Below are 11489 nucleotides of genomic sequence, written 5' to 3' on the forward strand. Positions count from 1 at the left end.
CCGACGCCGCGAGTGCGAGCGGCGGCGAGGCCGGCCTGCGCTCCGCGGTCTGAGCCGACGGAAGACGGGCGGGGAAGGGTCTTCCACCTTCCCCGCCCTCTTCGCCGGCGGGCGGCCGGCTTCCTAGCCCTCCTCGCAAGGAGGGGAATGGCTCAGGTGGCGGCGATATAGGCCTTCAGGCCGTCGGCTTCGGCCTCGACCTCGGAGATCTTCGCCTTCACCAGGTCGCCGATGGAGACCAGGCCCACCAGCCGCTTGGCCTTGCAGACCGGCAGGTGGCGGATTCGGCGGTCGGTCATGCGGCCCAGCAAGGCGTCGACCGTCTCGCCCGGCTCGGCGAACTGCACATCCTTGGTCATGTAGCGCGACACCGGCGTCGACAGCGCGCCGGGCCCGTCGGTGGCCACCGCGCGGGTTACGTCGCGCTCGGAGACGATGCCAACCACCTGCTCGGCCTCGAGCACCACCAGCGCGCCAACGCGGCGGGCGTGCAGCAGGCCTGCCACCGCCGATACGGTCTCGTTGGGGGCCACGGTGAAGACCAGGTCGCCCTTGGTCTTGAGGATCTGCGAGACAAGCATGAGCTTCTCCCTCGCTCTTGCGTCCTTGGGAGAACATCGTCACGCAAGTTCGGCGCGCGGGCAAAGCACGCGCTCGTGAACCGCTCTAGCTGCGGCCCGCCAGCCTAGCGAAGGGGCCGACCAAGAGGACGCCGGCCACGAAGCCCGCCAGGTGCGCCTCCCAGGCGACGCCGGCCCCGCCGGTCCCGGGGATCAGACCCGAGGCGCCGGCCGCCATCACCCCGGCCACCAGCAGGTTCACGATCAGCCAGGCCGCGCCCATGGTCAGCACGAAGGGCGCGAAAATCGGTCCGAGCCGGCCGCGCCCGGCCACCAGCCGCGCCGCGGCCGCCACCAGGCCCGAGGCCGCGCCCGAGGCGCCGACCATGCCGCCCTCGCCGCCCCAGTGCAGGGCCGCGAAGCCCAGGGCCGCGAGCACGCCGCAGACCAGGAAAAAGGCGAAGTAGCAGACGACGCCGCGCAGGCGCGTGCCGAAGAGCCGCGCCACCGGCGTGCCGAACGCCAGCACCAGCGCCGCATTGGTCAGGGCATGGGTCCAACTTCCGTGCAGGAAGACCGCTGTCAGCGGCGTCCACCAGGCCCCGCGCGCGAGCGCCGCCGGCGAGAAGACGTAAGGGATCAGGTCGAAGTCCGGGATCCGAGACTGGATCGCGTAGCCGATGACGATCGCGGCCACCAGCACCAGCGCCGGCCAGGGCGCATTGAACATCGGCTCGCGCGACGGCCTTTGCTCCTCCGGCTGGGGTTCGGGCCCTGACCAGGGTCCCCGCGCGGGCGTCTCTTGGAACAGGTAGGTGGCCATCGCCCCCCATGTAGGCGCTAATCGGTCGGTGTGCGACCTGCGGCGCCGTCCTGCCTTGCCCCCGCCATGCGCCTCGGGTTTGTTGCGCCACCTTCATGAGATTCAGGACTGCTCGATGACCCGTACCCTGCGCGCCAGCCTCGCGCTCGCCGCCACGCTGTCGCTCACCGCCGTCGGCGTCTCGACCGCCCTGCCCTTGCCGCACATTCCCGGCGTGCCCGGTTTCCGCGGCGAACACGCCGGCCAAGCGCTGAAGCTGAAGCCCGGCGAGTGGCCGCAGGCCCGCTCCGACGTGAAGGTCGATCCCGACACCCGATTCGGCGCCCTGCCCAACGGCATGCGCTATGCGATCCGCCGCCAGGCGATCCCGCCGGGCCAGGCCGCCATCCGCCTCTGGATCGGTGCGGGCTCGCTCGAGGAGACCGACGCCCAGCAGGGCCTCGCCCACTTCCTGGAGCACATGGCCTTCAAGGGCTCCAAGGCGGTGCCCGAGAACGAGATGATCAAGATCCTGCAGCGCAATGGGCTGGCCTTCGGGCCCGACACCAACGCCTCCACCGAATTCAGCCAGACCGTCTACAAGCTCGACCTGCCGCACAGCGACGACCAGACCGTCGACACCTCCCTGATGCTGATGCGCGAGACCGCGTCCAACCTGACGCTGGCGCAGAGCGCCATGGATCACGAGCGCGGCGTGGTGCTCTCGGAGGAACGGTCGCGCGACACCCCCGGCTATCGGGTGGTGAAGTCCCGCTATAGCTTCCTGATGCCGGGTCAGCGGCTGCCGACCCGCTATCCGATCGGCCAGGTGGAGGTGCTGAAGACCGCCCCGGTCGGCCGGATCGCCGACTTCTACCACCGCTACTATCGGCCCGATCGCGCCGTGCTCGTGGTCGTGGGCGACTTCGACCCCGCGGCCATGGAGGCCAAGATCAAGGCCCGCTTCGGCGACTGGCAGCCTGTCGGGCCGGCTGGGCCCAATCCCGACCTCGGCCAGGTGAAGCCGCGCGCCGCGGAGGCCAAGGTGGTCGTCGAGCCCGGCGCACCGCTCGGCATGGTGATCAGTTGGGTGCGGCCGCCGGATCTGAGCGCCGACAGCGTCGCCAAGCGCCGGCGCGAGGTCGTCCGGCTGCTGGGCTTCCAGGTGATGAACCGCCGCTTCCAGGCGATCGGCCGCTCGCCGCAGCCGCCGTTCCAGGCCGCCGGCGCCTTCAAGGCCGACCAGGAGCGCTCGGCCGAGGTGACCATGGTGATCGCCAACGCCCAGCCCGACAGCTGGCGCCCCGCGCTCCAGTCCATCGAGCAGGAGACGCGGCGCGCCGCCGAGTACGGCGTCCGCCAGGACGAACTCGACCGCGAGATCACCGAGATCCGCGCCCTGCTGCGCGCCCGGGCGGCCGGCGCGGCGACCCGCCGCCAGGCGGAGCTGGCCGACGAGATCGTGGGCGCCCTGGCCGACCAGGAGGTGGTCACCAGCCCGGCGCAGGACCTCGCCTTCTTCGAGGCCACCGCCAGGGACCTGAAGGCCGGCGAGGTCTCGCAGGCCTTGAAGCAGATGTTCCAGGGCGCGGGCCCGCTGGTGTTCCTGTCGTCGCCCAAGCCCATCGAGGGCGGTGACCAGACCCTGCTCGCCGCGCTCACCGGCTCCGAGAAGGTCGCCGTGACCCCGCCCGTGGCGCCGACCCAGGTCGCCTGGCCCTACGAGAGCTTCGGTCCGGCCGGCAAGGTCGCCGAGACCAAGGACGTCACCGATCTGGAGACCACCTTCGTGCGCTTCGAGAACGGTGTGCGGCTGACCATCAAGCCCACCAAGTTCCGCGACGACGAGGTGCTGGTCCGCGTCAACATCGGCGAGGGCGTCATCGACCTGCCGAAGGACCGCCAGAACCTCAGCTGGGCCTCCGGCGCCCTGATCGAGGGCGGCCTGAAGAAGATCAGCAACGAGGACATGGACCGGGTGCTGGCCGCCAAGGTGTTCGGGGCCAACTTCGGCGTCGCCGACAACGCCTTCGTGCTGTCCGGCACGACGCGCCGCGACGACCTGCCGACCGAGCTGCAGGTGCTGGCCGCCTACGCCAGCGAGCCGGGCTGGCGGCCGCAGGGCTTCGAACGGCTGAAGAACGCTGCCAAGGTCATCCAGGACCAGTATGACGCCACCGAATCGGGCGTGCTGTCGCGCGATCTGCCGGGCCTGATCCACGCCGGCGACCGGCGCTGGACCTTCCCCAACCGCGACGAGGTCGCCGCCGCCAAGCTCGCCGACCTGCAGGCGGCTGTGGCGCAGCACCTGACCAGCGATCCGATCGAGGTGGTGATCGTGGGCGACGTCTCGCTGGAGAAGGCCACCGAGGCCGTGGCCCGCACCTTCGGGGCCCTGCCGCCGCGCGCCGGCCCGGCCGCGGTCCCCGAGGCGCAGCGCCAGACCGGCTTCCCCGCCGCCAACGCCAAGCCCCTGGTGCTCACCCACAAGGGCCGCGCCGACCAGGCCATCGCCTTCGTCGCCTGGCCGACTTCGGACTATTGGGCCGACCCGCAGCGCGCCCGCACCGACGCGGTGCTGGGCGAGATCATCGGCCTGCGTCTGACCGAGCAGATCCGCAACGCCGAGGGCGCGGCCTATTCGCCCGCCGCCGGCTATTCGCACAGCACGGTGTGGCCCGGCTGGGGCTATATCGCCGCCCAGGTCGAGGTGCCCCCGCAGAAGCTGGACGGCGTCTTCGCCGCGGTCGCCAAGATCGCCGCCGACCTGCGCGCCACCGGCCCGACCCCGGACGAGCTGCAGCGCGCCAAGAAGCCGCGCATCGACACCATCCAGAAGTCGGAGGTCACCAACCAGTTCTGGCTGGGCGAGCTGTCGGGGGCCCAGGCCGATCCGCGGCGGCTGACCTATATCCGCGAGCTGGGGCCGGGAACCGAACGGGTCACCGCCGCCGACGTGCAGCGCGCCGCCCAGACCTTCCTCCTTGACCAGAAGGCCTGGAAGCTGGAGGTCCGCGCCCAATCCAGCCTGGGGAAATAGCCGGATCGGCGGGGAGGCGGCGGACCCTTACGCCGCCTTCAGCCCGTCGCCATAGACCGGGGCGTCCTGCGGCTTCAGCGCCGCCTTGCCGCGGATCATGTCCGAAGCCTTCTCGGCGATCATCAGGGTGGGCGCATTGGTGTTGCCGCCCACCAGCGTCGGCATGACCGAGGCGTCGATCACCCGAAGGCCTTCGAGACCCTGCACCTTCAACTCGGCGTCGACCACGGCCATGGGATCGCCCGCCGCGCCCATCCGGCAAGTCCCCACCGGGTGGTAGATGGTCTCGGCCGAACGTCGGATCCAGGCGTCGATCTCGGCGTCGGTCCTGACGGCCTCGCCCGGCGAGAACTCGGCCCCGCGATAGGGATCGAAGGCCGCCTGGGCGGCGACCTCGCGCATCATCTTGACGCCTTCGCGGATCGCCCGGCGGTCTTCCTCGGCCGAGAGGTAGTTGGCGAAGATCGCCGGATCGGCCAGCGGATCGGCCGAGGTCAGCCCGATCCTGCCACGGCTCTCAGGCCTGAGCTGACAGACATGGAAGGTGAAGCCGTCCTTGTTCACCTGCACCTTGCCGTGGTCCTGCATGATGGCGAGCACGGTGTGGATCTGCAGATCCGGCCGGTCGAGGTCCGGGCGCGAGCGCAGGAAGGCGCCGGATTCCAGGAAATTCTGCCGCCCGATCCCCTTGCCGAACAGAGCGTAGTTCAGCCCCACGCCGAGGGTTTTGATCAGGCCCTTGCGCATGGAATAGATGGTGATCGGCTGGGGGCATTCGTAGGACAGGCAGACGTCCAGGTGGTCCTGCAGGTTGGCGCCGACGCCCTTCAGCTCATGGGTGACGGCAATCCCGTGCCGGCCCAACTCCTCGCCGTCGCCGATCCCGGACAGCTGCAGGATGTGCGGCGACTGCACGGCGCCGGCGCAGAGCAGGACCTCGGCGTCCGCATGTACCGTGCGCGTCTGCTTCGCCTTGGCGTCGAGGATCTCGACGCCAACGGCCCGGCCGCCCTCGACCACGATCCGCGTCGTCCGCGCGCCGGTCAGGCAGGTGAGGTTCGCCCGCTCCAGCACCGGATGCAGATAGGCGCGCGCCGCGCTCCACCGCTGGCCGTCCCGGATGGTCAGCTGGTAGGGCCCGAAGCCCTCCTGCTGGAAGCCGTTGAAGTCCTCGGTCACGGCATAGCCGGCCTGACGACCCGCCTCGATGCTGGCCCGATAGATCGGGTTCGCCGAGGCGGCCCTGGAGACGTGCAGCGGCCCCTCCCCGCCGTGCCAGGCGTCGGCGCCGCCCTCGAAGGTCTCGGAGCGCTTGAAGTAGGGCAGCACGTCGGCATAGGCCCAGCCGGGCAGGCCCATCTGGCGCCACTGGTCGTAGTCGCGCGCGTGGCCGCGGACATAGATCATGCCGTTGATCGAAGAAGACCCGCCCCAGCCCTTGCCGCGCGGCCACCACAGGCGGCGATCGTCGAGGTTCGGCTCCGGCTCGGTCCAGAAGCCCCAGTTGTGGGGTCCCTGTTTGCCGATCAGCCCGCCGACCCCGGCCGGCATCTTGATCATCAGCGACCTGTCCTTGCCGCCCGCCTCCAGCAGCAGGACGCGGCACGCCGGGTCCTCGCTGAGCCGGTTGGCCAGCACGCATCCCGCGGAGCCCGCGCCGATGATGATGTAGTCGTAACGGTCCACGCGGACGCTCCTCGGAACTGACAGCCCGCGAACCTGACGCGGGAGTCATCTTCGCGCAAGGGCGTCAGTCGAAGACGGCGACCTCCTTCGCCACTGGATCGAGGTAGCGGTTGGGGCCCTGCCTGCCGGGCAGGACGGCAAGCTCGATGAATCCCCAGAGGGCGATCCCAACGACAACCAGTGCGCTGGCGACGAGAGCGGGAGACCACGAAAGCGCGGCCATGGAGGCCGACGCGGCCCCTACGACCTCTCCGGCGCCGACGAAGAGGAGCGCCCACCATCCCGACTTGCCTCGATCATGCAGCCTTCTGACAGCCACGGCCGCGTGGATGAGGAGCGCGATGAGCAGGACCAAGATGCTGGCGAAGACCGCCGCTGTAGGCCCGCTCGAGACACCAAGGGTCGTGGTAAGCCGCGAGACGACGCCGATGACGATCAAGATCGCCCAATATTCGTCGCGGCCCGCAACGCCGCGGAAGGCCCACAGTCGCTTGAGCCGCTCCATCCTACCGCCCCTTCCACTGCGGCGGACGCTTCTCCGAGAAGGCCTTGGGGCCTTCGATGAAGTCCTCGCTGCCGTAGAGCGCGGCCACGGCGGGGTACTTGTTCTGGCCCTTGATCGCGGCCTCCAGGCTGGGCTCGGCCAAGCCCTGGTAGACCGCCTGTTTCGAGGCCCGGATCGACATCGGCGAGAGCTCGCAGATCTGCTGGGCCCAGCGGTTCGCCGCCGCCATCAGCTCGCCCGCCGGGACCACCTCGTTGACGAAGCCCAGGTCCTTGCCGTCCGCCGCGCTGACCCGCCGGGCGGTGAGGATCATGCCCAGCGCCCGCTTGGTCCCGATCTCACGCGGCAGCCGGTGCAGGCCGCCGGCCAGCGCCGCCAGCCCGACCCGCGGCTCCGGCAGGGCGAAGACCGCGGTCTCGGCCGCCACGATGATGTCGCAGGCGAGCGCGATCTCGAAGCCGCCGCCCATGGCCACCCCGTTGACCGCCGCGATCAGCGGCTTGGTGAGGTCGAAGCGACTGGTCAGGCCGGCGAAGCCCGAGGGCGGTGAGCCCATCTTGCCGCCGCCCGCCTGGTGCTTCAGGTCGTTGCCGGCCGAGAAGGCCCGCTCGCCCGCGCCGGTGACGATCGCCACCCACTGTTCGGGGTCGGCGGCGAAGGCGTTGAACGCCGCGTCCAGCTCGAAGTGGGCCGGCGAGTGCAGGGCGTTCATCACCTCCGGCCGGTTCAGGATCACCGTGGTGATCGGTCCGTCCCGTTCCACGCGAATGAAATCGTAAGCCATGCCTCAACCCTCTCGCAGCTCGCGCCGGTAGCGCTTCCAGTTCTCCACATAATGCACGGCGCCGCCGGCCAGCATGCGCGCTTGTTCGGGGGAGATTTCGCGCACCACCTTGCCGGGCGCGCCCATGACCAGGGAATTGTCCGGGATCTGCTTGCCCTCGGTGATCAGGCAATTGGCCCCGATCAGGCAGTTCTTCCCGATCTTGGCCCCGTTCAGCACGATGGAGCCGATGCCGACCAGCGAGTTGTCGCCGATCTCGCAGCCGTGCAGCATCACCATGTGGCCCACCGTCACATTGGCGCCGATGGTCAGCGGCGAGCCGGTGTCGGTGTGCAGGACCGATCCGTCCTGCACGTTGGAATTCTCGCCGATCACGATGGGATCGTTGTCACCACGCAAGGTTGCGCCCCACCAGACCGAGGCGTTTTTCTTCAGCACGACTCGCCCGATCACCGCGGCGCTCGGCGCAATCCAGTATTCGTCATCATTTGGCAACTCAGGTGTCACATTGCCCAAATTGTAGACAGCCACGAAGCCACCCCTCTTCTTGCGACAAACGGTCCGTTTAACGACTCCGAAAGGACGTTAGGATCATTCTAGTCAGGCGATTCGAGGGGGCGCCAGCCATCTTGGATCGCCGCGGAATCCTCCGGGGTTCCCCGCCTCGCGCTGGACGGAGTTTGATGGCGTCGCGTCTGTTGTCCTCACGGGCATCTCCGCCCGGACCCGAACGGGAAACCGAGCCGCCGGGCCTGGCGCGTAGCCGCCGCTCCTCCACTTCTTCACTATCGATCATCACCCAGGGCGGTCCATTGCGGACGCGCCCTTTTTTCTTGTCCTCACGGAGGCCTTGATGAGCAAACGAGCCCTGAAGCGACAGCTGCGCGAAGGCGCTTTCGACGCGGGTCAGTTCGAGGGCGACGATAAGATCCGCCGGCTGCCGCTCGATCGCGGCGGCTGGTCGCCTCTGGCGCACAACCACAACAACGAAGGCGAGCGCGAGCAAGGCTACCTCAAGACCATCAAGGCCAAGTCGCCGGGCCAGGAGAAGCTGATCAAGGCGATCGACGACAAGAACCTGGTCGTGGCGCTCGGCCCCGCCGGCACCGGCAAGACCTATCTGGCCATCGCCAAGGCCGTCGAGGCCCTGGAAGCCGGCCGGGTGGGCCGCATCGTCCTCTCGCGCCCGGCGGTGGAAGCCGGCGAATCCATCGGCTTCCTGCCCGGCGACGCCGAGGACAAGCTCGCGCCCTATCTGCGCCCGCTCTACGACGCCCTGTCGGACCGGCTCTCCATGAAACGGGTCCGCGGCCTGATGTCTGAAGGCGCCATCGAGATCGCGCCGATCGGCTTCATGCGCGGCCGCACGCTGAACAACGCCTTCGTGGTCATCGACGAGGCCCAGAACTGCACCTACATGCAGCTGAAGATGCTGCTGACCCGGCTGGGCTGGCACTCGACCATGGTCGTCACCGGCGACCCCAACCAGTCCGACCTGCTCCCGGAGCTCTCGGGCCTCGGGCCAGTGGCTGAGCGGCTGGAGGCGCTCTCCAACATCGCGGTCGTCCGCCTGGCCGACAAGGATATCGTCCGCCACCCGCTGGTGGCCGACATGCTGAGCGTCCTCTAACGCTCCAGGTCACGGAATCGGCCTCCGCCCGCCGGCGCTTTGCCGGGCGGAGGCCGCCTGCCTGCGATTGACCCCAGCGCTAGGCTCGCATATAGATAGTTCGACTATCTAACTATCTGGCCGGCCATGCCGCTCCTCGCAGAACCCCTCGACGTCACCGCCCTCGCCGACGCCCTGCGGCCCGCCCTGCTGCGGGTCTCGCGGCGACTTCGGCAGGAGGCCATGAAGGCGGGGTTGTCGGCGCAAGACGCCCTGCTACTCGGCCACATCAAGCGCAATCCGGGCATCGGGGTCTCGGAGCTCGCCGACGCCGACCAGACCTCCCGGCCGACCATGTCGAGCCACGTGAAGCGTTTCGAAGCCGCCGGCTGGATCCTGCGGCGCGACGACGCCGAGGACGGGCGCCGCTCGGGCCTGACGATCACGCCGGCGGGCGCGCGCCGGTTGGAGACCATCCGCCGGCTCCGCAACGACTGGCTGGCCGCGCGTCTCGCCAAGCTCAGCCCGGCCGAGCGCGAGCGGCTGGCCGACGCCGCCGAGCCGCTCCTCAAGCTCATGGACCTCGACCCATGAGCCCCGCGGATCGTGTGCTGGAATCGCCGGAGATCACCTCCGACGCCCTGGAAGCCGCCAGCGAGCACGAGGCGGTCGCCAGCGGCTGGATCATCCCGGCCATCATCGGCTCGGCCCTGCTCATGCAGACGCTGGAATCGACGGTGATGTCCAATGCGCTGCCGACCATCGCGCGCGCCCTGCACGTCGATCCGATCCGGCTGAACATGACCATGACCATGTTCCTGCTGGCGTCGGCCGTCTGCCTGCCGGTGAGCGGCTGGATGGCCGACAAGCTGGGCGCGAAGAAGGTCTTCATGACCTCCATGATCCTGTTCGCCGTCTCCTCGGCCGGCTGCGGATTCGCGCAGAACCTGCCCGAACTGATCGTCGGCCGCATCTTCCAGGGCGTGGCGGCCTCGATGATGGCCCCGGTCGGGCGCCTCGTGCTCTTGCGCACCACGCCCAAGAGCGAACTGGTGGGCGCCATGTCGGTGCTGACCATGCCGGCCCTGGTGGGCCCGGTGATCGGTCCGATCCTCGGCGGCACCATCGTCACCTTCTTCGACTGGCGCTGGATCTTCTACATCAACCTGCCGGTCGCCCTGGTCGGCGTGATGCTGGTGCGCGCCTTCGTGCCGAACGTGAAGGAACAGGCGGTTTCGCCGCTCGACTGGCGGGGCATTGCGCTGACCGGCGTGGGCCTCGCCGGCCTGATCTTCGGCTTCGAGAATCTCGGCCGCAACGTGCTGCCGCCGATCGAGGTGGCCGGCCTGTTCGCCCTGGCCGCCCTCTGTTTCGGCGTCTACTGGCGCCACGCCCTCAACAATCCGCACGCCATCATCGACCTGTCGATCTTCCGCGTGCAGACCTTCCAGACCGGGGTGGTGGGCGGCGGCTTCTTCCGCATCGCCATGGGCGCGACGCCCTTTCTGCTGGCCATGCTGCTGCAGATCGGCTTCGGCATGTCGGCTTTCCGCGCCGGGCTGATGACCTTCATCTCGGCGGCCGGCGCCCTGGTCATGAAGACCACGGCCCCGCCGATCCTGCGGCGCTTCGGCTTCCGGCAGGTGCTGGTCTTCAACGGCTTCATCTGCTCGGCGACCTTCATCCTCTACGCCTTCTTCCGCCCCTCGACGCCGCACTGGCTGATCATGACGGTCCTGGCGGTCGGCGGGTTCTTCCGCTCGCTGCAGTTCACCAGCCTCAACGGCCTGGCCTACGCCGACATCGGCCAGGACCGGATGAGCCGCGCCTCCACCACCTCCTCCATGGCCCAGCAGCTGGTGCAGTCGGTGGGCATCGGGCTCGCCGCGACGCTCATTCACTTCATCAGCCTCTACAAGGGCGAGGCGCGGCTGAGCTGGGACGCGGTGACGCCGGCCTTCGCCATCATCGGGGCGATCACCTTCATCTCGATCCTCTGGTACGTGCGCCTGCCGCCCGACGCGGGCAGCGACATGCACGGCCGTCGCGGCTTCCGCGGGCGCGCCTAGCAGCTAGTCGCAGGGCCTGGTGGCGCCGCTCTCGAGGTCCACCCGGAAGCATTGCCGCTCCCCGGTCTCGCAGTCCTCCACCATGAGCGACGCCTCCGCGAAGTCGGGCGGATGATGCGTCTCCAGGAAGGTCAGCGCCGCGTCCTCAAAGCTCGTCGCCGCCACCCGCTGGCCGCGCGAGGGCGCGTCGTCGACGCCGTGGACGGAGAAGGCGCGGTCGGCTGCGGTGGTCGCGGTTTGCATGGGATTCTCCAATCCCCTGTAAACGCGCGATCGGGCGGAAGGATTCAGAACCGCCCGCTAGTGGAAGATCCAGTCGCTGGCGGTGAGGCTGGACGCGGCCACATGGCTCAAGGTGGCGATCTTGGTGCCCCACGGGTCGGCCGTCCCGTGACCGTCGCGGTCGAAATAGATCCAGGTGTTGCCCGAGCCGT

12 protein-coding genes (1 of these 12 running past the window's edge) are annotated in these 11489 nt (G+C 69.3%); 5 read left to right on the forward strand and 7 right to left on the reverse strand.

The genetic code is table 11. The features are described from left to right. On the forward strand, nucleotides 1-53 hold the 3' end of the coding sequence (locus VGT80_RS16580; protein ID WP_327457751.1) for an Rrf2 family transcriptional regulator. It extends 394 nt beyond the left edge of the window; the window shows 53 of its 447 coding nt (coding positions 395-447); its start codon lies off the left edge, out of view; its stop codon occupies nucleotides 51-53. A 99-nt stretch (nucleotides 54-152) separates the two neighbouring features. Here the strand turns inward: VGT80_RS16580 and VGT80_RS16585 are convergent, their stop codons facing one another. Continuing rightward, nucleotides 153-581 carry a CBS domain-containing protein gene (locus VGT80_RS16585; RefSeq protein ID WP_327457753.1) on the reverse strand — a complete coding sequence of 143 codons (429 nt, stop codon included), beginning with the start codon at nucleotides 579-581 and terminating at the stop codon, nucleotides 153-155. 85 nt (nucleotides 582-666) lie between these two features. Beyond that, a complete protein-coding gene (locus tag VGT80_RS16590) occupies nucleotides 667-1383 on the reverse strand; it encodes a rhomboid family intramembrane serine protease (protein ID WP_327457755.1) in 717 nt (238 codons plus the stop codon). Nucleotides 1384-1498: 115 nt separating this feature from the next. On the opposite strand from VGT80_RS16590, the gene VGT80_RS16595 reads away from it, so the two are divergent. After that, nucleotides 1499-4402 (forward strand): insulinase family protein, encoded by a 2904-nt coding sequence (locus VGT80_RS16595; RefSeq protein WP_327457757.1) that lies wholly within the window; start codon nucleotides 1499-1501, stop codon nucleotides 4400-4402. Between the two features lie 27 nt (nucleotides 4403-4429). On the opposite strand, the gene VGT80_RS16600 is transcribed toward VGT80_RS16595, so the two are convergent. The 4 genes from VGT80_RS16600 to VGT80_RS16615 all read right to left on the reverse strand — a co-directional run bounded on the left by VGT80_RS16600 (nucleotide 4430) and on the right by VGT80_RS16615 (nucleotide 7908). Beyond that, nucleotides 4430-6088 (reverse strand): choline dehydrogenase, encoded by a 1659-nt coding sequence (locus VGT80_RS16600; protein ID WP_327457759.1) that lies wholly within the window; start codon nucleotides 6086-6088, stop codon nucleotides 4430-4432. Between the two features lie 64 nt (nucleotides 6089-6152). Further along, nucleotides 6153-6593: a DUF805 domain-containing protein gene (locus tag VGT80_RS16605; protein ID WP_327457761.1), complete on the reverse strand. Its 441-nt coding sequence runs from the start codon at nucleotides 6591-6593 to the stop codon at nucleotides 6153-6155. Nucleotide 6594: 1 nt separating this feature from the next. After that, nucleotides 6595-7377, reverse strand: coding sequence for an enoyl-CoA hydratase-related protein (locus VGT80_RS16610; RefSeq protein ID WP_327457763.1), 783 nt, complete (start codon nucleotides 7375-7377; stop codon nucleotides 6595-6597). Between the two features lie 3 nt (nucleotides 7378-7380). Next, nucleotides 7381-7908, reverse strand: a complete 528-nt coding sequence (locus VGT80_RS16615; RefSeq protein ID WP_327457765.1) for a gamma carbonic anhydrase family protein — start codon at nucleotides 7906-7908, stop codon at nucleotides 7381-7383. A gap of 322 nt (nucleotides 7909-8230) precedes the next feature. Between VGT80_RS16615 and VGT80_RS16620 the strand changes: the two genes are divergently transcribed. The 3 genes from VGT80_RS16620 (at nucleotide 8231) to VGT80_RS16630 (ending at nucleotide 11055) form a co-directional block, all read left to right on the forward strand. After that, complete coding sequence (locus VGT80_RS16620; RefSeq protein ID WP_327457767.1) at nucleotides 8231-9007, forward strand: PhoH family protein; 777 nt, start codon at nucleotides 8231-8233, stop codon at nucleotides 9005-9007. A gap of 126 nt (nucleotides 9008-9133) precedes the next feature. Next, a complete protein-coding gene (locus VGT80_RS16625) occupies nucleotides 9134-9580 on the forward strand; it encodes a MarR family winged helix-turn-helix transcriptional regulator (RefSeq protein ID WP_327457769.1) in 447 nt (148 codons plus the stop codon). Continuing rightward, entirely contained in the window at nucleotides 9577-11055 is a 1479-nt protein-coding gene (locus VGT80_RS16630) for a DHA2 family efflux MFS transporter permease subunit (RefSeq protein WP_327457771.1), read from the forward strand. The genes VGT80_RS16625 and VGT80_RS16630 overlap by 4 nt, the downstream gene beginning before the upstream one ends. A 3-nt stretch (nucleotides 11056-11058) precedes the next feature. Here VGT80_RS16630 and VGT80_RS16635 read toward each other — a convergent pair whose 3' ends face one another. After that, on the reverse strand, nucleotides 11059-11298 hold the full coding sequence (locus VGT80_RS16635) for a DUF5961 family protein (RefSeq protein WP_327457773.1): 240 nt from the start codon (nucleotides 11296-11298) through the stop codon (nucleotides 11059-11061). Nucleotides 11299-11489 lie beyond the last annotated feature (191 nt).

The organism is Phenylobacterium sp., assembly GCF_035944335.1.
Classification (GTDB): domain Bacteria; phylum Pseudomonadota; class Alphaproteobacteria; order Caulobacterales; family Caulobacteraceae; genus Phenylobacterium.